The organism is Rudaea sp. 3F27F6 (assembly GCF_005503555.1).
Taxonomy (GTDB): domain Bacteria; phylum Pseudomonadota; class Gammaproteobacteria; order Xanthomonadales; family Rhodanobacteraceae; genus Rudaea.
In genome coordinates, this window is the sequence record NZ_SCNG01000002.1 from 612049 (window position 1) to 632658 (window position 20610).

Below are 20610 nucleotides of genomic sequence, written 5' to 3' on the forward strand. Positions count from 1 at the left end.
TCCGGGCTGCCTCCCCGCAGATACCGGGCCGCTTTTTTTTGCGGACGGACCAACGCAAGGATCATTGCGCATGACGATCAATCGCCGCGAATTCCTCGCCGCGGGCCTGGCAGCAGCAGCCACGCGCCTGCGCGCGCAGGCGCCACGCCGGCCTGACGCCGCGCACCGGCGCAACGTGCTGCTGATCGTCGCCGATGATCACGGTTACGATCTCGGCTGCGCGGGCGGCAAAGTGCGCACGCCGACGCTCGACGCGCTCGCGCGCGATGGTGTGCTGTTTACCGATGCCTACGCGTCGGTATCGTCGTGCAGTTCGAGCCGTGCGACCTTGTATACGGGCCTGTATTCGCACACCAACGGCATGTACGGGCTCGCCCACGACGTACACAATTTTTCCCTGCTCGACGACGTCAAGACGCTGCCGTGGATGCTCAAGCAGGCCGGCTATGCGACGGCGCTCGTCGGCAAGCTTCATGTGAAGCCCGAAGCCGCGCTCGCCTACGACGCGTGGCTCGAACCGGAACGGCCGCTCGTGCGCGACGTCGCCGCGATGGGCCACGCCGCCGGCAAATGGCTGCGCGAACAAGGCCCGCGGCCGTTCTTTCTCACCGTCGCCTACAGCGATCCGCACCGCGCGGGCGACGCGTCGAATTTCGGCAATACGCGCGACTGGCCCGAAGTGAAGCGCGAGCGCTACGCACTGGTCGACGTCGCGATCCCGTCGCATCTGCCCGACCTGCCCGGCGTGCGCGCCGACCTCGCCGAGTATTACGAGGCCGTCAGCCGCATGGACGCCGGCATCGGCATTCTGCTGCGCGAACTCAAGGACACTGGCCACGCAGACGATACGCTGGTGATCTACCTGTCCGACAACGGCCGCCCGTTTCCGGGCGCTAAGGACAATCTCTACTACGAAGGCATCCATCTGCCGCTGATCGTGCGCGCACCGGGCGCGGCGAAGCGCGGCTTGCGCAACCGCGCGATGGTCAGCTGGATCGACATCGCACCGACCGTTCTCGACTGGACCGGCGCCACGCCGCCCAAGGACTATCGTTACCTGCCCCTGCCCGGCCGCTCGATCCTGCCGCTTCTCGGCGAGGCCGATGCGACCGGCTGGGACGAAGTGTTCGCCACGCACAGCTTCCACGAGATCGACCAGTACTATCCGACGCGCAGCCTGCGCACGCGTCGCTACAGCTATTTCCTCAATCTGCAGCCGGCGCTCGAAGTGCCGATCGCAAGCGACGTGGCGCTGTCGCCCGCATGGAAGGCAATCACCACGACGCCCGGCGCACGGCTCGGCAAGCGCACGCTCGACGCGTTCCACCACCGTCCGGCCGAGGAGCTGTACGATCTCGCCGCCGACCCCGACGAAGTCGTCAATCTCGCCGGCAAGGCCGAGCATGCGCAGACGCTGGCCGATCTGCGCCGCCGCCTCGACGTCTGGCGCACCGCGACGCACGATCCCTGGCAGAAAGGCGTGACCGACCCGTTCGGGCGCGCGCACTGAAACGACGAGAGAGAGCGAATGACGAATCGATTCCGCATGGTCCTGGCCCTCGCGCTGATCTACGTGATCTTCGCGATCCTGCTCAACAGCGTCGGCACGGTGATCCTGCAGTCGATCGCGACCTTCGGCGTGACCAAGCCGCAGGCGAGCAACCTGGAGCTGTTCAAGGATCTGCCGATCGCCGTCACCTCCCTGCTCGTCGCCTCGTTCCTGCCGCTGCTCGGCTACCGGCGCGCGATGATGATCGCGCTCGCCATCGTCGGCGTGGCCTGCATCGTGATGCGGCTCTATCCGGGCTTCCACACGACCGAGCTGCTGTTCATGTGCACCGGTATCGGCTTCGCTCTGGCGAAAGTCTCGGTGTACTCGTCGATCGGCCTGCTCACGCGCGACCCGACCGAACACTCGCGCCTGACCAACACGATCGAAGGCATGTTCATGGTCGGCGTGCTCGTCTGCGGCTGGCTGTTCAGCGCCTTTATCGACGACAAGAATCCGGCGAATCCGGTCTGGTTCAACGTCTACTGGCTGCTTGCCGCGATCTGCTTCCTCGTCGTCGGTCTGCTTGCAACCTCGCAGCTCGACGAATCCGCCGCGCACAGCGCGGCGACCAACTCGCTCAAGGGTTCGCTAGCGGAAATGCTGCGCTTGTTCCTGCGCCCGCTGATCTACGTGTTTCTCGCCTCGGCCTTCCTCTACGTGCTGATCGAGCAGAGCTTCAGCACCTGGCTGCCGACCTTCAACAACGAGATCCTCAAGCTGCCGCACGCAATGAGTATCCAACTCGCGACCATCCTCGCCGGCACCACCGCACTCGGCCGCCTCGCCGCGGGCCAGGTGCTGCGCCGCGTGCCGTGGTACGTGCTGCTCAATATCTGCGTGATCGGCATGGGCGTGCTCGTCGTGCTGGTGCTACCGCTCGCACGCGATGTCGTCGGCCGCGCCGACGTCGGCTGGTTCGACGCGCCGGCCGCGGCCTACCTGATTCCACTGATCGGCCTGCTCATGGCGCCGATCTACCCGGTGATCAACTCGGTCGTGCTCAGCTCGCTGCCGAAGCCGGCACACGCGGCGATGATGGGCCTGATCGTGATCTTCTCCGCACTCGGCGGCACGCTCGGTTCGCGCATCACCGCGATGGTGTTCTCCGCGTTCGACGGCATCCATGCCTTCTATTTTTCGCTCGTGCCGATGACGCTCGTGCTGATCACGCTGTACTTCTTCAAGCGCGAAACCAATCGCGCGGGCGTCGGCGCGCCGGTCGAGGTGAAACTGGCGGCGAAATGACAGACGTTCCTTCTCCCCGCGGGAGAAGGTGCCCGAAGGGCGGATGAGGGAGAAGCCTTTCGGGTGGTGGCGGCATTGCGCTCTGCAATGTCTTTCCCTCATCCGGCGCTGTCGCGCCACCTTCTCCCGCCGGGAGAAGGAAAGCAAAGGAAACTCCATGAAACGGCGCAACCTCGCCTTCATCTCTCTTCTTCTCTCCAACGCAGCCCTTGCCGCCACCGACCCGAGCTTCCTGCTCACCGGCACGGCCAAGGACTTCGACGCCTATTTCCCGAGCTACCTCGCCAACGGCTGGTTCTCGACCATGACTTCGGTGCGCGGCACCGAGCCGAACATGGCCTACATGGTCGCGTTCATGGACTACAAGCAGGACGACATTTCGCGCCCCGCGGCAATCCCCGGCTGGAGCGAGATCGACTACAACCAAGGCGGCGGCTGGCTCAACTCGACCCGCGTCGCGCCGCACATCTTCACCGACTACGCGCAGACGCTGGACATGCACGACGCCACGCTGACGACGAGCTACCGCTTCGTCTATGCGAACAAGGCGACCGACGTGAAGGTCACGACCTTCGTCAGCCAGTCCGCGCAGCATCTCGCCGCGACCCGGCTCTCGATCACGCCGCAGTTCGACGGCGACGTGCAAATCACCTTCCCGATCCGCCTGTGGAGCGAGCATGCTCCGCGTCTGCCGATCGGCAAACTGACCGGCGACCAGATGATCGCTTCGGTGATCGCGAGCGGGCAGACCCTCGACAATAAGCCGATCCCCTACTCCGACCGCGAGGCGGTCTGGTATCACGGCGTCACGCGCGTATCGGGCGCCGACGGCGACGCGAAAGATCTGACCCTGTGGCTCGACGGCCGCGCCGAGCAAGGACTGACGATGGCCGAGGCCGCAGCGATTTCGCTGCCCAAGGATCTGACCGTCGTCGACGCCAAACTCGAAAAGAGCGAGGTGAAACTGTCGCTCAACCTCGTCGCCAAAGTACAAAAAGGCAAGACGTATACTTTCACCAAATACGTCGCGATCACGCGCGACGGGCGTGTACCGGGCGCATCGCCAAGCAAAATCCAGGGCAATGAATCGCGCAGCTACGATGCCAAGGCGACGCTAACGCTCGCCAAGGCCGCGCGCAGCGAAGGCTTCGACAAACTGCTCGCCGCACACCAGGCCGCATGGCATGAACTGTGGAAGACCGACATCGTCGTCGACGGCGATGCGAATGTGCAGAAGGCGATTCATTCCGATCTCTACTACCTGCTCTCGAACACCACGGTCGGCACGGCCTGGGCGATGGGCGCTTGCGCGCTGACGCCGAACTACGCCGGCCATGCGTTCTGGGACTCGGACGCCTGGGTCTTCCCCGCGCTGCTGCTACTACATCCCGAGCGCGCCAAGCCGATCGTCGAATTCCGCCATCGTACGATGCAGCCCGCACGCGAGCGTGCCAAGCAGTACGGCGTCAAGGGCACGATGTATCCGTGGGAGTCCGACCCGGAAACCGGCGTCGACAACACGCCGCATTTCGCCTACGACGTGTATCGCGAAATTCACGTCAACGCCGACATCGCCATCGCACAGTGGCAGTACTGGCTCGCCAGCGGCGACAAGAAGTGGCTGCACGACAGCGGCTGGCCGGTGATCCGTGAAATCGCCGAGTTCTGGAAGAGCCGCGTGACCTACGACCAGGGCCGCGACCGCTACGAAATCCACCACGTCACCTCACCCGACGAGGCCTACAACGACGTGCCGAACGACTCCTTCACCAACGCCGCCGCGCAAAAGGCGCTGCGCATCGCAGTCGCCACGGCCGGTCTCGTCGGCGAGAAAGCCGATCCGGCCTGGGCGGACATTGCGCAGAAGATGTACATCCCGTTCGATGCGAAGAACCAGCGCCATCTCGACTTCGACGAAACAGTGCCGCACGACAAGATCACCTGGATGGGCTCGTCGCTGTCGTGGTTGTCGTATCCGAATCTCGATCTGACGATGTCGCCCGAGGTGCGCAAGAACAACTACGATTTCCAATTGCACGAACTCAAGGTCCACGGCGACGACCCGAACGAGATGATGATGGTGATGCTCGCCGTGCACGCCTCGTCGATCGGCAACTACCAGGCCGCGGGCGAATGGGTCGAGCGCAACCTCGTCGGCTTCCTCAAGGCGCCGTTCAACGTGCGCACGGAAACCGTAGCGAACAATGCGGGCTACATCCTTGCCACGTCGGCTGGCTTCATCCAGAGCTTCCTCTACGGCTTCACCGGACTGCGCATCGACAACGAGGGCCTGCACGAAGCCTATGCGCCGACCCTGCCGGCGCAGTGGAAGTCGCTGAAGCTGCAGAACGTCGCGTTCCGCGGCCAGCGCTACGACATCAGCGTCGAACGCGACGCCGCGGGCAAGACGACCCTGAAGAAAAAGAAACGCTGACTGCCCTCTCCCTCCGGGAGCAGGTGCCCCGAAGGGACGGATAAGGCAAAGGCGCTCTCGCGCTGCGCAATCTGTTCAAGCGCCGGAGCGCTTTTGCCTTCCCGCAAAGTGCCGCGTCTCAAACGAGACCGCGGCACACTGCGACGAAAGATGATCCGGTGCAACGGGGAACGCTTTCCCCCCGAATCGGAGATTCTTTGCGAACCGCGATGCGCTTTGCGTTATGGCGTAGCGAACGGCACGCCGCGCAGCGCGACGCAGGTGCGGCCCGGCGCCGAGTCGAACTCGAATTCGCCGCCGAGGCGGCGAGCGCGCGCGCGCATGCTCGCCATGCCCGCACCGTGGCCGGACGCGGCGACGGCACCGACGCCGTCGTCGGCGACCGCGACGTCGAACGCATCGCCGATGCGGCGCACGCTGACAGTGACATTCGCCGCGCCGCTGTGCTTGATCACGTTGGTCAGCGCTTCCTGCAGAAAACGCAGCACGTCGAGCGTGCGCGCCGAGGGCAGCTTCACCCCGTCGAGGCCGTCGAACGACCAGCGGCAAGCGATGCCTTTCGCTTCGAGCAGGCGGCTCAGGCGATGGCGCAGCGGCACGAGCTGATCGGCGAAACTGCCGCCGGCCTGCGCGTCGTGCACCGAGGTGTCGACGATCAGGCGCAGTTCGTCGCGCAGGTCGCGCAGCAGTTTGAGCAGTTGCGCCGGCGGCAGCGACTCCGGCGCATGTTCGAGCGCGGCGAGGCCGCCCATCAGCGAACTGCCGAAGCCGTCGTGCAGGTCGCGTGCGAGGCTCAGGCGCTCGCCGATGCGCGCGTGCGTCATCTCGACTTCGTGCTGGCGCTGCAGATTGTCGGCGAGTTCGGCACGCGCCGCGGCGACATCGCTCTGCAGCTGCACGTTGAAGTTCTCGATGCGGCCGAGGCTGCGCGCGTAGCGCCAGATCAGCAGCGCGGCGATGCCGATCACGTTGACGAACTGGGTGTTGTCGGCGATGTAAACGTTGGTCTGAATCACCCGCGTGAACGCGAGCAGGTCATGCACGACCGCGACGATGTGCAGCAGCGCGACCGCCGAGAGGATGCGCGGCTCGATCGCCTTGCCGCGCCAGGCGAGCACGATGAGCAGGATGTTGACCGCGCTGCCGACCAGCCCCGAGACCGTGACGAGCTGGACCCGGTAAGCATCGTTGAACGGCATCGGCAGCACGAACAGCAGCAGCACGCCGAGACCGATCGCGCTCCACATCGCCTTCTCGAAGCGCGGCCAGCGCCGCGCGCAGAATCGCAGCACGAACATCGTGAACGTGCCGAGGAACAGGGCGAGGCTGGCCGCACTGGCCAACGCCCAGTCGTAGTGGTGCTTGAACGGCCAGACGTCGATGGCGATATAGTTGGCGACGTAGCCGAACCAGAGCAGCTGGCTCACGCCGTACCAGCCGAACGCCGTCTCGCTGCGGCGCAGGAACCAGAGCAGCAGAAAGAAGGCGCCGAGCGTCGCCTCGATCAGTAGGGTGAAGCGGAACTGATCCTGGCGCCAGAACCGGTAGCCCTCGTAGCGTGCATGCGCCGCCGTGACCGACCCGACCGAGACCGCACCGATGCCGGGACCGAATTCGGCGACGGCAGAAACGCGCACGAGCACTTCGTTGCGTCCCGCCTTCAGCAGCGGCGCTTCGACAACGAAGAAACGCGGGGTTTTCCACGAACGCGAAATCGGCGCGAGCAGATCCGCATCGCGGTCGATCAGGATGCCGTTAACGTAGATCGCCCCGGCCATGTTGAGATATTCGAAAACCAGCGCAACCGGTTGCGCCGCGTCGGTCTGGTCCCAGGTCATGCGATACCAAACCACGCCGTTGAATGCGGGCCAGCGCTCGTTGACGAAATCGGGTACTGCGACCGTCTGCCAGCCGCCGGCCGGCGGCTGCATCGATTGCACATCGCCGCGCACCGTCTCGGCGGAAACGATCGCCTGCAGCGCAGGCTGTGATCCATCGGCGTGCGCCGCCATGCAGGCGCACAGAAAAAAAAGAAAAAGAACGAAACGCATGCCGCCCCCGGCTCGGCGCAGATCGAGCGACATAGATTAGTGCAAGAGCCCCAGCGTCCGCGCCTGATGCACCGCCTGTGTGCGCGTGGATACCTGCAGTTTCGCGAAGATGTTCTTGACGTGGCTCTCGACGGTCGAGGTCGACCGCGACAGTTGCCCGGCGATCTCGCGGCTGGTCAGCCCCTGCGCGACGAACTGCAGGATCTCCTCTTCGCGCCGGGTCAGCGGTTCGGCCAGCGCGTCGGTTGCGCTTGCAGCGGAAGCTGACGTAGATCCGTGTGTCTGCGCAACGAGACGCAAAATGTGCCGGGCCACGAACGGATCGATCGGCGCGCCGCCGCCGCGGATGCTGTGCAAGGCCGCGGCAAGCTCGTCGTCGTCGCGTTCCTTCAGCAGATAACCGATTGCGCCGGCCTGCAGTGCGGAGAGGATCAAGTCCTGCGTACCGAAGGTCGACACGATCACCGCCGCCGGGGCGTCTTCGCGCCCGTGCCATGTGCGGATCAGCTCGATGCCGCTGACGTCGGGCAGTTCAATGTCGATCAGGGCGAGAGCAAAGCGGCGCTCCTGCATGCGCCTGTCCGCCTCGGCCGCGTCCGCGGCGAACGCGAGTTCGGCGTCGTCTGCGCCGAGTGTGCGCAGAACGTGCGCGAGCCGCCGCCGCGCGTTCGTGTCGTCGTCGACCACGAGAGCCGGAGTCAGTGCGAGGGGAATCGTAGCGAGATTCAAAGGTATGCCGTCGAAGAACTGCCGCGGACCGCGCGTTGCGGCGTCATTGTAGAACAACGGCAAGCGCCGGCCGCGGCGGAAAATTTCGGCGCCGTGCGATAATTCGCGCATCCCCTCCGGAACTGCCGTACATGTCACGCAAACTTCTCGTCACCCACGCCCTGCCCTACGCGAACGGCCCGCTGCACATCGGCCATCTGCTGGGCTACCTGCAATGCGACATCTGGGTGCGCGCGCGACGCATGGCCGGCGATACGGTGGTGTTCGTCAGCGCCGACGACGCGCACGGTACGCCGATCATGCTCGCCGCCGAGAAGGCCGGGCTCGCGCCCGAGGAATTCATCAAGGGCATTCAGGCTTCGCACGAGCGCGACTTCGCCGATTTCAGCGTGGTCTACGACAACTACTACACCACCCATTCGGACGAGAACCGCGAACTCGCGAGCCTGATTTACGGGCGCCTGCGCGACGCGGGTCACATCGACAAGCGCACGATCCGCCAGCTCTACGACCCGGTGAAGAACATGTTCCTGCCGGATCGCTACATCAAGGGCACCTGTCCGAACTGCGGCACGCCCGATCAGTACGGCGACAACTGCGAGAACTGCGGCGCGACCTACGCGCCGACCGATCTGATCGACCCGCGCTCGGTGGTCTCGGGCGCGACGCCGGAATTGCGCGACTCGGAGCATTACTTCTTCAAGGTCGGCGACTTCACCACCCTGCTGCGCGGTTGGCTGGCCGGAAAACTCACCGGTAGCAAGCCGGTCGTGCATTCGTCCGTCGCCGCCAAGCTCAAGGAATGGCTCGACGCCGAAGGCGGCGTGCGCGACTGGGACATCTCGCGCGACGCGCCCTACTTCGGCTTTCCGATTCCCGATGCGCCGGGCAAGTTCTTCTACGTCTGGCTCGACGCGCCGGTCGGCTATCTCGCCAGCTTCAAGAACTGGTGCGCGAAGACCGGTGGCGACTTCGATGCCTATCTGGCCGAGAACAGCACGGCCGAGATGCACCATTTCATCGGCAAGGACATCGTCAACTTCCACGGCCTGTTCTGGCCGGCAATGCTGCACGGCGCGAAGCTGCGCACGCCGACCGCGCTGCACGTCAACGGCTACCTCACCGTCAACGGCGCGAAAATGTCGAAGTCGCGCGGCACCTTCATCGAAGCGCGCACTTATCTCGATGCGGGCCTCGATGCGGACTATCTGCGCTACTACTACGCGACGATCCTCAGTCCCGCGCCGGTCGACGTCGATCTCGATCTCAAGGCCTTCGAGGAACGCGTCAATTCGCATCTGGTCGGCAAGTGGGTCAACATCGCGAGCCGCACCGCGGGTTTCGTGCACAAGCATTTCGGCGGCAGGCTCGCGGCGCAGTTGCCGGCCGACGAAGCCGCGCGTTATGCCGACGCCGCGCAAAGGCTTGCCCACTGTGCCGCACAGTTCGACGCCGGCGAGTTCGCCGCGGCGACGCGCGAAATCATGGCCGTCGCCGACGAAGCGAACGCCTACGTTGCCGAGAACGCGCCGTGGAATCTGGCCAAGGACGAAGCGCGTCTCGCCCAGCTGCATACGGTCTGCACGCTCGCGCTGAATTACTTCCGCCTGATCAGCATCTACCTCGCGCCGATCGTGCCGGCCACCGCGGCGCGCGCCTCGGCCTTGTTCAACGAAACCTCGCCGCACTTCGATGCCGCGGCACAGCCGCTGCTCGGCACGCCGATCAACGAGTTCTCCGCGCTCGCCACACGCATCGACGCGAAAAAGATCGAAGCGATGATCGAAGCCTCGAAAACTTCGCTGCAGGCGAACGCGCCCGCGCCGGCCGCCGAGAAGAAACCCGCCAAGGGCGGCAAAGCCGCCGCCGTAAGCGTGCCGGCCGCCGCGGCCGACGGCTTCATTTCCATCGACGACTTCGCCAGGCTCGACCTGCGCGTCGGTCTGGTTCTGCAATGCGCTTTCGTCGACGGATCGGACAAGCTGCTGCGCTTCGAACTCGATGCCGGCGCTCTCGGCAAGCGGCAGATTTTTTCCGGCATCCGCGCGGCCTATCCGGAGCCGGAAAAGCTCGTCGGCCGCCGTGTCGTGTTCATCGCCAATCTCGCGCCGCGCAAGATGCGCTTCGGCGTCTCCGAGGGCATGATCCTCTCGGCCGGCACGGGCGACGCGGATCTGTTCCTGCTCGATGCGGATGCCGGGGCGCAGCCCGGCGCTCCGGTCAAGTAAGACGGCACCCGCGCCTTCGCGAACCCGGCCGCGCGCAACGCGCGGCCGTGCGCCAAATCCGCCGCCGCATCCAGCGCCAAGCTCGCGGCGAAGCACGAATAGTGTCGACTCGCTCGCGATTTAAGAGTGCCGCGCTTTTCGCCACCACCGCTCGTTCGCTAGAGTCGGGACGAGTCGATGCCGTCGATATGTCCGGCCATCGACCCGTAACAGGGGGCTGTTCATGCGGATCTCGATCGGAACGTGCATGCGCGCGTGGCTGCCATCGTCGGCGGCTGCGTCGGTGCGCGACGTCCCGTCGCCGCGGTCGCGCCCGGCCGCACTCGGAATGCCCCTGCCCGCCTTTTCGCCATTCCGTTCCGCGGCTCTGCGGCGCCATTTGCCGACGGACTGAAACTTTGGATCTGCCTCTATGAAAACGAACTTCGCCCTGCGTCCCCGTTCACTCAGTGCCCTTATCGCCGGCGTTCTGCTGTCGACCGGTGCCGCCGCACAAAACGTTGCGGTCACCCCGCCGAGCGGCGGTGGCTTCGTCGTCAACAATTCGGCGGGCACGCCGCAGTTCACGATCGATCCAAGCGGCAAGCTGTTCTTTGCGTCGTTGCCCGGCGCAGCGACCCAGTCGAGCGCACTCTGCTTCAACGCGGTCAGCGGCCAGCTCGGCCCGTGCGGCACGCTGCCGGGCGGCGCAACCGGGGCGACGGGCGCAACCGGACCCGCCGGCGCGACAGGCCCCACGGGTGCGACCGGCGCGGGCGTCACCGGACCGACCGGCGCCCAGGGCATTCAAGGTGTCACCGGCCCCGTAGGCCCGATCGGCCCGACCGGAGCGGGCGGCGGCGCGACAGGCCCGACGGGCCCGCAAGGCATTCAAGGCATTCAGGGCGTCACCGGGCCGATAGGCAACCCCGGCCCGACCGGGCCGCAGGGCACTGCGGGCGCCACCGGTCCGCTGGGCGCGCAAGGTGTCACAGGTGTCACCGGACCGATCGGCGCAACCGGCGATACCGGTGCGACCGGCCCGACTGGCGCAACCGGAGCCACGGGTCTCGTCGGCGTGACCGGCGCAACCGGTCCGACTGGGCCTAGCGGAAGCAGCGCGATCATCCCGATCGCATCGGGTCTGCCGCTGGCCGTCACGACGATTGCCGGCGGTCTGCCGGGTACGGGAGGCCTGGTCGGTTTCGGCAACAGCGCCTCCACGTCGAGCATCATCGGCGGGACGATCGATCTGACCGGCGGCCCCGGCGTGCTGCAGAATTTCGCTTTCAGCGTGCCTCGCGCCGGCACCATCACCTCGATCTCCGCGTATTTCAGCAACACCGCGGCGCTGAGTCTGGTCGGCAGCACCGTCACTCTGACCGGGCAGTTGTACGCGTCGGCCACGCCGAACAACACGTTCACGCCGGTTGCGGGAACTCAGGTGATCCTGGCCCCGGCGTTCACCGGCCTCATCGCCATCGGCACGATATCGAACGGCGTCACGACCGGACTCAGCATCCCGGTGACGCCGCAGACGCGACTGCTGTACGTGGTCTCGGCCTCTGCTACCGGACTCACCCTGATCAACACGGTGCAGGGCTATTGGAGCGGCGCCGTAGCGATACAGTAAACCCGTTTTGCGCAAATCCTGCGGCATGCGTGCGTTGTGCGCGTGCCGCTTTGCGCAACCGGGTTTGAGCGGTGCGATATACGCCGTCGCGTGCATGCCATTGCGACGGCTACGATTCGACATGTGCCGGAGAAATCCACGCCGATCGGCCGCATGCTGCCGGCCGCAGCGCGATCTCCGCCGCGGAGTCGCGCTACACTCCGTCCACTATGGATTTCGACCACCACATCACCGCGATCGATACGGGCTTTTTCCGCCCGCAGTTCGATGCCAGCCATCTCATCGTGCACAACGGCCGCGCGGCGTTTGTCGACGTCGGCACCAATCATTCCATTCCGTTGCTGCTCGATGCGCTGAAACGCAAACAGATCGGCGTCGAGCAGATCGACTACGTGATCCTGACCCACGTGCATCTCGATCATGCCGGCGGCGCCGGCCTGGCGATGCAGAACTTTCCGAATGCAAAGCTCGTCGTGCATCCGCGCGGCGCACGCCACATGATCGATCCGTCCGCGCTGATCGCCGGCGCGACCGCGGTCTACGGCCCCGAGGAAATCGCGCGCAGCTACGGCACCCTCGTGCCGGTGCCGGCCGAACGCGTCGTCGAAGCGGGCGACGGCCATGTCGTCGATCTCGCCGGACGCGAGCTGCTCTGCTTCGACACGCCGGGCCATGCGCGCCACCACATCTGCCTTTGGGACGCCGCGAGCCGCGCGTTCTTCACCGGCGACACCTTCGGCCTTTCCTACCGCGAATTCGATACCGACAAAGGCGCCTTCATTCTGCCGACGTCGACGCCGGTGCAGTTCGAGCCCGATGCGCTCAAACACTCCGTCGCGCGCATGCTCGAACGCGATCCGCAGCAGATGTTTCTGACCCACTACAGCCGCGTCACCGACGTGCCGCGACTCGGCCGAGATCTTTACACGCAGATCGACGCGATGGTCGCGATCACCCAGGCGCATGCGGCCGACGCCGACCGCCACACGCGCATCGCCGACGATCTCGCCGATTTGTACGTCGCGCGCGCGCAGGCGCACGGCTGTAGGTTCGATGCGCAGCAGGTGCGCGAGCTGCTCGGAGTGGACATCGAACTGAATACCCAGGGACTCGAAGTCTGGCTCGACAAGCAGGCCGCTTCGGGAGCCAAAGGCCGCTGAGCGCATGCGCCGCGCCTACTGGACGCTCGACTGGTACGACGCGCATATCGTCGCGCAGATGTTGCACCACGAAGGCATCGACGCCTGGGTGTTCAACGACAATATCGTGCGCACAGACTGGATGCAGGCGATCGCCTACGGGGGCTATCGCGTGATGATCGATGACGGCGAGCTGGCCGACGCGCAGAAACACATCGACGACTATCTACACGGTAAACGCCGTCTCGCAGCAGCCGACGACGACCTCGATCTCTGTCCGAACTGCGGCGGCCACGCCGTGCGCGACAATGCGGTGCCGCGGCGCCTTCTGTTTATCTGGTTCTTCCTCAGTTTCCTCAGCGTGCCTGTTTTCGTCGCCATCGCCGTCGCCCACTATGCCAGCTCGCTGAGCCATATCGACATCGTCGGTACGGTGGCCTTGTCCACCGCCGTTTTCTTTCTGTTGACCGCCGTGCTGCCGCCGCTCTACTCCGCGTTCCGCCTCAAATGGCAGTACCGCTGCGATAATTGCGCGCATCGCTGGCAGTCGCCGCCGCAGGAACGCTGGTCGATCCTGCGCGACCGCGCTTCCGGCGCCTGAGCGCAGTGTAGTCACGCATGTCCACCGCCCTACCCGATCCGCCATCGCTCGTTCAGCGCATCGACGCGCTGCTGCCGCAGACCCAGTGCACGCGCTGCGGCTATCCGGCCTGCCTTGCCTATGCCGAGGCGATCGCCGCGGGCGAAGCCGATCTCAATCAATGCCCGCCGGGTGGCGCCGAAGGCATCCGCGAACTTGCCACCCTGCTCGGCCGCGAAACAAAACCGCTCAACCCGGCGAACGGCGTCGAACAGCCGGCCGAGATCGCGGTGATCGACGAGGACGCCTGCATCGGCTGCACCAAGTGCATCCAGGTCTGTCCGGTCGATGCGATCGTCGGCGCGAACAAACTCATGCACACCGTGCTGAGCGCAGAGTGCAGCGGCTGCGAGCTGTGCATTCCGGCCTGCCCGGTCGACTGCATCGCGATGATCGTCGACGAGACGCAGAACAGCTTGGCGCACAATGCGCACGCCGCGCACTACCGGCAGCGCTACGACGCGCGCAATGCGCGCCTCGCGCGCGAACGCGACGAACGCGAGGCGGCGATCGCCGCGCGCAAGGCCGAGGTCCGCGACGGTGCGCGCAGCGCCGTGCTCGAGGCGATTGCACGCGCGAAGGCGAAGCGCTCCGGCACGGGCGAACCGAAGGACGCATAGCTTGGAAAAGCCCATGCGGCTTCGATAAGCACCGATATAAAACCTCCACCACGGAGAACACAGAGAACAATTTATGTTGGCGTTCTTCTCCGTGTTCTCCGCGACTCGATCTTTAGCTTTTCAAAGCCCGATCCCTTTACCCGCTGCAAACTCAACTTTTAGGCCATTCGATAGATGAATGCGGAAAAACGCGCGGAAATCTTCCGCCGCCTGCGCGAGGTCAATCCGAAACCGCGCAGCGAACTCGAATACGCGACGCCATTTCAGTTGCTGATCTCGGTGATCCTGTCGGCGCAGGCGACCGACGTCGGCGTGAACAAGGCGACGCGCCGGCTATACCCGGTCGCCGGCACGGCAAAGGCGATCCTCGAACTCGGCGAGGAAAAGCTGCGCAGCTATATCTCGACGATCGGCCTGTTCAACGCCAAGGCGAAGAATGTGATCGCGACCTGCCGCATCCTCGTCGAACAATACGGCGGCGAAGTACCGCGCACGCGCGACGCGCTCGAAGCGCTGCCCGGCGTCGGCCGCAAGACCGCGAACGTGGTGCTCAATACCGCATTTGGCATGCCGACGATCGCGGTCGATACGCATATCTTCCGCGTCTCCAACCGCACCGGCCTCGCGCCCGGTAAGACCGTGCGCGCGGTCGAGGACAAACTCGAAAAAGTCGTGTCCGACGAATTCAAGCTCGACGCGCACCATTGGCTGATCCTGCACGGCCGCTACGTGTGCAAGGCGCGCAAGCCCGACTGCCCGCAATGCGTGATCCGCGATCTGTGCGAGTACAAACACAAGACCGCGGCCGCGTGAAAGCGCGACTGCGCCGATGCGCACGCTTTTTTATCCGCGGACGCCGAAGCGCACCCGGATCGTTGCCGCAAAACTGTTCCGTATCTTTTTGAACAAGGCCGGCGGCAACTCCCCGAATTGCGTCGCCAATCTCTACGGCTTCTGCTGCAAAGCTATCGTGACGCTCGCATTGCCATCGCCGTCGCGAAGATCCATCGAACCGGTCAGATTGACGCCGTTGCCGGTGTAGCTGACCCGGCACGAATAACTCTGGCCGCCGCCGATGGTCGCCGACAAATAGCAGCTCTTGCCTTCGGAGAACGGCGACGTCGATGCAGGGCAGCTCGTGCCCTTGAGCGTGCCGCCTTGGAAAATGGTGCCGTTCTCGCTGATGATCTGCAGCTTCTGGAAATAAGCGCTGCCGTTGCCGACGTTGAAGACGTAGCAAACGGCCGTGGTTTGAGAACCGCCCGCGTAAATCGGCCCTCCGGCGAGGGTGCCGTCGGCGTACGCCGCTTGTCCGGCACCGAGAAGCCACAAGAATGCGGCGGCGGGAAGATAGACGGCAGAGGCGGAAATTCGACGAATCATCATTACAAATTCTCCTTTTTCGGCCAAGAAAACGGATTACTTCGAGAGTATTCGACTTCACCGCATATCCCGATGCGGGCTGATGCAAAGGCGGCGCGCAAGACGCCGGCTTCAAACCAACTTGCCAGTGCTGCAAATTCGGTGCCGCGCTAAATGGCGCGCATTCCGCGCAACCGATCACATATTTTCTGCCCACCGGCATCGGCGCATGCCGCACAACGTCACTGCTTTGACATGCGGTGTCACGGGTGCCGATTCTTCAAGGCGCATTGCATCGCACACGGCGGTTACTTCAATTGGCTGATGCCGGTCTGTATACCCGCCACGATTTTCGTTTGCGCCTTAGCGCACACGGCGGTTCGGCATCGCGGCGGTCACGCCAATTTCACAAGCGTCCTTAGCCAGAAGCGCAAGCGATGAATGCTCGCCTGCGCCGCCCCGATTTCCTGCCAGTCGAGTTCGCAGAACATATCGTCCTGGCGCGCGTAACCGCGCTTGAGCCAGAACGCGTCGTTGTCGCGATGGCCGACAGAGCGGCGCGGATCGCCGGCATCGCGCTCGACGGCGCAGAACGCGGTCAGCGCGAAGCGGCCGAGGCTGCGTGCGTAGCCCTCGCGCTCGTCGAAGAAACGATGACCGAGGCCGTGGCCGCGATACTCGCCGAGCAGGACCGACTCGCCGAAATAGAACACGTCGCCCAAGGCGATGCCGCGATCGCGAAACGGTTTCTGGAAAGCGGGCGTCTCGTCGCTTAGCGGAATGCCGGTCGACGCGCCGATCACGCGTTCGCCGTCGAAGGCGAGCACGAACAGGCTTTCGGGCGATTTCGCATAGGTCGCCAGGTATTGCTTCTCGTAGCCGCGATCTCCCGCATACAGATACGGCCAGTCGCGGAACACGGCGATGCGCAATGCGGCGACGGCATCGAGATACGGTTCGACTTGCGCGCCGCGGAAGGTCTTCACGTCGATCATGCGCGCGACGATAGCCGAAGCTCCCGCCGGTGCAAAGCGCGCATATCCGCGCCGGCTTCACACAACTTTACTCAAGCCACAAATGCCGCCAACACTCGCCGCGCAGACTGTTTCGCGGGGCATCTTCCCCGCCAATACGAAGGTATCGACCATGATCACTTCCCAGTTCGTCCGCGACAGTCTGTTGACGCTGCGCCGTGCCACAGTCCGGCCCGCGATTCTGTCCGTCTTTCTCGGCGGCCTTGCCATCGCCGGGTCCACTCGCGCCCTCGCCCACGACCCGGTCAGCGATGTCGTGGGGCATGTGCAGACCATGCTGCAATTCGTCTACGACAACACCGGCGCGACCGATGCGCAGAAGGCCCGGCTGGCCGCGCTCGTGCAGCAGGCCAACGCCGATCTCGCGCCGATCCAGACGAGCATGCGCAAGAGCCATATGCAGATGTTCTCCCTGCTCACCGCCGACAGCATCGATCGCGCCGCGATCGAAGCAGCGCGTGCGGCGCAGATGAGTGCAACGGAGCAGGAATCCAAGCGCTCCACGCAGTTCATCACCGACGTCGCCGAGACGCTCACGCCCGTGCAACGCAAAGCGCTCGCCGATCACGCGCAGCAGCACGGCGGTTGACCCCGCAACGGAAGCGTGTTGCGATCCGTGCATTGATCGAAGCCGGCTGCGTGCATGGCAGAACGCATTCTCCTCGTTGAAGATGACCCCCGCCTCGCCGAGATGCTTGTCGAGTATCTCGCCAAGGCGGGCTTTCGCGTGGACGTGGCGTCGACCGGCGCCATTGCGCTGCAAAAACTCGCCGCGGTTCCGCACGATGCCGTCGTGCTCGATCTGATGCTGCCCGACATGGACGGTCTCGACGTCTGCCGCCAGTCACGCGTCAAGTCCGATGTGCCGATCCTGATGCTTACCGCGCGCGGCGACGCGATGGACCGCATCGTCGGACTCGAAATCGGCGCAGACGACTATCTGCCGAAGCCGTTCGAACCGCGTGAACTGCTCGCACGTCTGCGCTCTATCCTGCGCCGGCGCGGTCGCCCTTATCCTGCCGAAGAGGTCATGTCGTTTGGCCGCCTGGAGATCGATCGCGCCGGCCGCAGCGTGCGTCTCGACGGCAGTCCGCGCGAGATCACGTCGTATCAGTTCGCCCTGCTCGTTGCGCTCGCCGAAAACGCGGGCCGCGTGCTGTCGCGCGAAGCGTTGCTCGATCTGGTCAAAGGAGAACAATTGGAAGCGTTCGACCGTTCGATCGACGTGCACATCTCGCGCATCCGCGCGGCGATCGAGGACGAACCGAAGCAGCCGCGGCGCATCATCACCGTGCGCGGCACCGGCTACGTGTTCGCCAAGGCGCAGAGTTGAACCGCATGTCGCATCTGCACACGCGTTTCTTCCTCACCCTGCTCGGCAGCCTCGCCGCGTTTGCGCTCGGCGGCGTCGTGTTCATGCACGTCGACGACGGCAGTCCGCTCGTGCACGGCATCCACTCTTTCGTCATCTTCCCCGCGCTCGCGTTGTGCATCACGCTCGCAACCTATCCGCTCACGCGGCGTCTGACCAAACGCCTGGAGAGGCTGGAACGCGCGGTCGAATCGCTCGGCTCGGGCAATCTTTCCGCGCGCGTGCAGGTCAAGGGCAAGGACGAAGTGGCGCGGCTTGCCGCGAGCTTCAACCGCGCCGCCGACCGCATCGAAGCACTGGTCGGCGCGCACAAGACCCTGCTCGCCAACGCCTCGCACGAGCTGCGCACGCCGCTCGCGCGCATTCGCCTCTCCGCCGAATTGATGAAGGAATTCGCCGATCCGCGGCGCAAGGCCGGCCTGGAGCAGGACATTGCCGAACTCGATCAACTGATCGGTGAGATTCTGCTCGCCAGCCGGCTCGACGCAGTTCCGACCCTCGGCATCGACGAAGAGATCGATCTGCTCGGCCTTGCCGCCGAAGAATGCTCGCACTACGACGACATGCAGCTCGACGGCTCGCATGTGGTATTGCGCGGCGACTCGCGGCTGCTGCGCCGCATGTTGCGCAACCTCTTGGAGAACGCGCAGCGCCACGGTGTGCCGCCGATTCAAGTCGACATCACTGCGGACGACGCGACCGCGGAAATCACAGTCCGCGACCGCGGCGCGGCCATTCCTTCCGATCAAGCCGCGCACTTGTTCGAACCGTTCTACCGGCGCGCGGAGGCCGCGAGCGGCCATGCCGGCGCCGGACTCGGCCTCGCCCTCGTCAGGCAAATCGCCGAGCGCCACGACGGCAGCGCGGGCTATCGCGCGAACGCAGACGGCAGCAATGCGTTCTTCGTCGAGCTGCCGCTCTCGCCCCGGGCCGCATCGGCGGCAACGCTGCGGGATACGTTGTAGGATGGCACTCGACATCCGCCGCAACTTAAGCCGACACCTCCGCATGAACCGCACATCGCCCGAGCTATCCATTCGCCAGATCGCCCACTACATCGACGGCCGCGAAGTCGTCGGCAACAGCGAGCGCCACAGCGACGTATTCGACCCGGCGCTCGGCAGCGTCACCGGCCAGGTCGCGCTCGCCGGCACGGACGAAGTCGATGCAGCCGTCGCCGCGGCGCGCACAGCGTTTCCCGCGTGGAGCGAAACGCCACCGCTCAAGCGCGCGCGCATCCTGTTCGCGTTCAAGGCGCTGCTCGACGCGCACCAGGACGAATTCGCCGAACTGATCACGCGCGAGCACGGCAAGGTTTTCTCCGACGCGAAGGGCGAGATCACGCGCGGCATCGAAGTGGTCGAGTTCGCCTGCGCCGCACCGCATCTGCTCAAAGGCCAGTACACCGACCAGATCGGCGGCGGCATCGACAACTACAGCCTGCGCCAGCCGCTCGGCGTCGTCGCCGGCATCACGCCGTTCAATTTCCCGTTCATGGTGCCGCTGTGGATGATTCCGATCGCATTGGCCTGCGGCAACACCTTCGTGCTGAAGCCGTCCGAGCGCGATCCCTCGCCGTCGCTGCTGATCGCGAAACTGCTCAAGCAAGCCGGCCTGCCCGATGGCGTATTCAACGTCGTCCAGGGTGACAAGACTGCGGTCGATGCGCTGATCGCGCATGCCGACGTGGCCGCGCTGTCCTTCGTCGGCTCGACGCCGATCGCCGAATACATCTACGCGCAGGGAACCGCACGCGGCAAACGCGTGCAGGCTCTCGGCGGCGCGAAGAACCACTTGATCGTGATGCCCGATGCCGATCTCGACCAGGCCGTCGACGCACTGATCGGCGCCGGCTACGGCTCCGCCGGCGAGCGCTGCATGGCGATTTCAGTCGCGGTCGCGGTCGGCGACGTCGCCGACGAACTGGTCGACCGGCTCGCCGCGCGCGTGAAGGCGCTGAAGATCGGCAGCGGCATGGACGCGCAGGTCGAAATGGGCCCGTTGGTCACCGCGACGCATCGCGACAAGGTCACCGGTTACATCGACGCCGGCGTGGCCGAAGGCGCCAGGCTCGTCGTCGACGGGCGCAATCACGTGGTCAACGGACACGAAGACGGATTCTTTCTCGGCGGCACGCTGTTCGACCATGTCGAGCCCGGCATGAAGATCCATCGCGAGGAAATCTTCGGCCCCGTGCTCGGCATCGTGCGCGTGGCCGATTTCGCCAGCGCGGTCGAACTGATCAATGCGCACGAGTTCGGCAACGGCGTGTCGTGCTACACCTCGGACGGCGGTGTCGCGCGTGCGTTCGCACGGCAGATCAAGTGCGGCATGGTCGGCATCAATGTGCCGATCCCGGTGCCGATGGCATGGCATTCGTTCGGCGGCTGGAAACGCTCGCTGTTCGGCGACCAGCACATCTATGGCGAAGAAGGCGTGCGCTTCTACACGCGCTACAAGAGCGTGATGCAGCGTTGGCCCGATTCGATCGCCAAAGGCGCGCAGTTCACGATGCCGGTCGCTCACTGAGCGCAGCGTCGTAGAGCTGGGTCGCCGTGGCGCAATTCATTGCGCCCGGTTTTTCACACACGA

17 protein-coding genes are annotated in these 20610 nt (G+C 65.0%); 13 read left to right on the forward strand and 4 right to left on the reverse strand.

Going from position 1 to position 20610, the window contains the following annotated elements:
- The first annotated feature begins 70 nt into the window (after window positions 1-70).
- The 3 genes from FFS30_RS10465 to FFS30_RS10475 all read left to right on the forward strand — a co-directional run bounded on the left by FFS30_RS10465 (window position 71) and on the right by FFS30_RS10475 (window position 5231).
- Complete coding sequence (locus tag FFS30_RS10465; RefSeq protein ID WP_137913073.1) at window positions 71-1510, forward strand: sulfatase; 1440 nt, start codon at window positions 71-73, stop codon at window positions 1508-1510.
- Between the two features lie 36 nt (window positions 1511-1546).
- Window positions 1547-2797 carry an MFS transporter gene (locus FFS30_RS10470; protein ID WP_137913555.1) on the forward strand — a complete coding sequence of 417 codons (1251 nt, stop codon included), beginning with the start codon at window positions 1547-1549 and terminating at the stop codon, window positions 2795-2797.
- Between the two features lie 157 nt (window positions 2798-2954).
- Window positions 2955-5231, forward strand: coding sequence for a glycosyl hydrolase family 65 protein (locus FFS30_RS10475; RefSeq protein WP_137913074.1), 2277 nt, complete (start codon window positions 2955-2957; stop codon window positions 5229-5231).
- A gap of 221 nt (window positions 5232-5452) precedes the next feature.
- On the opposite strand, the gene FFS30_RS10480 is transcribed toward FFS30_RS10475, so the two are convergent.
- Together FFS30_RS10480 and FFS30_RS10485 are read right to left on the reverse strand one after the other, a co-directional pair.
- Window positions 5453-7243 carry an ATP-binding protein gene (locus FFS30_RS10480; protein WP_171014555.1) on the reverse strand — a complete coding sequence of 597 codons (1791 nt, stop codon included), beginning with the start codon at window positions 7241-7243 and terminating at the stop codon, window positions 5453-5455.
- Between the two features lie 75 nt (window positions 7244-7318).
- Window positions 7319-8122, reverse strand: a complete 804-nt coding sequence (locus FFS30_RS10485; RefSeq protein WP_137913076.1) for a response regulator transcription factor — start codon at window positions 8120-8122, stop codon at window positions 7319-7321.
- A gap of 20 nt (window positions 8123-8142) precedes the next feature.
- On the opposite strand from FFS30_RS10485, the gene metG reads away from it, so the two are divergent.
- The 6 genes from metG (at window position 8143) to nth (ending at window position 15063) form a co-directional block, all read left to right on the forward strand.
- Window positions 8143-10239 carry a methionine--tRNA ligase gene (gene metG, locus FFS30_RS10490; protein WP_137913077.1) on the forward strand — a complete coding sequence of 699 codons (2097 nt, stop codon included), beginning with the start codon at window positions 8143-8145 and terminating at the stop codon, window positions 10237-10239.
- 412 nt (window positions 10240-10651) lie between these two features.
- On the forward strand, window positions 10652-11851 hold the full coding sequence (locus tag FFS30_RS10495) for an exosporium glycoprotein BclB-related protein (RefSeq protein WP_137913078.1): 1200 nt from the start codon (window positions 10652-10654) through the stop codon (window positions 11849-11851).
- A gap of 209 nt (window positions 11852-12060) precedes the next feature.
- Window positions 12061-13011, forward strand: a complete 951-nt coding sequence (locus tag FFS30_RS10500; RefSeq protein WP_137913079.1) for an MBL fold metallo-hydrolase — start codon at window positions 12061-12063, stop codon at window positions 13009-13011.
- A gap of 4 nt (window positions 13012-13015) precedes the next feature.
- Window positions 13016-13591: a hypothetical protein gene (locus FFS30_RS10505; RefSeq protein WP_137913080.1), complete on the forward strand. Its 576-nt coding sequence runs from the start codon at window positions 13016-13018 to the stop codon at window positions 13589-13591.
- A 17-nt stretch (window positions 13592-13608) separates the two neighbouring features.
- On the forward strand, window positions 13609-14250 hold the full coding sequence (locus FFS30_RS10510; RefSeq protein WP_137913081.1) for an RnfABCDGE type electron transport complex subunit B: 642 nt from the start codon (window positions 13609-13611) through the stop codon (window positions 14248-14250).
- A gap of 174 nt (window positions 14251-14424) precedes the next feature.
- The gene (gene nth, locus FFS30_RS10515; RefSeq protein ID WP_137913082.1) at window positions 14425-15063 is read left to right on the forward strand and encodes an endonuclease III; all 639 of its coding nucleotides are present in this window, start codon (window positions 14425-14427) and stop codon (window positions 15061-15063) included.
- A gap of 132 nt (window positions 15064-15195) precedes the next feature.
- Here the strand turns inward: nth and FFS30_RS10520 are convergent, their stop codons facing one another.
- Together FFS30_RS10520 and FFS30_RS10525 are read right to left on the reverse strand one after the other, a co-directional pair.
- The gene (locus FFS30_RS10520) at window positions 15196-15636 is read right to left on the reverse strand and encodes a hypothetical protein (RefSeq protein WP_137913083.1); all 441 of its coding nucleotides are present in this window, start codon (window positions 15634-15636) and stop codon (window positions 15196-15198) included.
- Window positions 15637-16007: 371 nt separating this feature from the next.
- The gene (locus FFS30_RS10525; protein ID WP_137913084.1) at window positions 16008-16607 is read right to left on the reverse strand and encodes a GNAT family N-acetyltransferase; all 600 of its coding nucleotides are present in this window, start codon (window positions 16605-16607) and stop codon (window positions 16008-16010) included.
- 151 nt (window positions 16608-16758) lie between these two features.
- Here FFS30_RS10525 and FFS30_RS10530 point away from each other — a divergent pair, with 151 nt between their 5' ends.
- From FFS30_RS10530 to FFS30_RS10545, 4 genes are read left to right on the forward strand one after another with little or no spacing between them, the layout of a single operon-like run.
- Window positions 16759-17235, forward strand: coding sequence for a periplasmic heavy metal sensor (locus tag FFS30_RS10530; protein WP_171014556.1), 477 nt, complete (start codon window positions 16759-16761; stop codon window positions 17233-17235).
- A gap of 54 nt (window positions 17236-17289) precedes the next feature.
- Window positions 17290-17979, forward strand: coding sequence for a response regulator transcription factor (locus FFS30_RS10535; protein WP_137913086.1), 690 nt, complete (start codon window positions 17290-17292; stop codon window positions 17977-17979).
- A gap of 5 nt (window positions 17980-17984) precedes the next feature.
- Complete coding sequence (locus FFS30_RS10540) at window positions 17985-18983, forward strand: ATP-binding protein (RefSeq protein WP_137913087.1); 999 nt, start codon at window positions 17985-17987, stop codon at window positions 18981-18983.
- 43 nt (window positions 18984-19026) lie between these two features.
- On the forward strand, window positions 19027-20547 hold the full coding sequence (locus FFS30_RS10545; RefSeq protein ID WP_137913088.1) for a CoA-acylating methylmalonate-semialdehyde dehydrogenase: 1521 nt from the start codon (window positions 19027-19029) through the stop codon (window positions 20545-20547).
- Window positions 20548-20610: the final 63 nt, after the last annotated feature.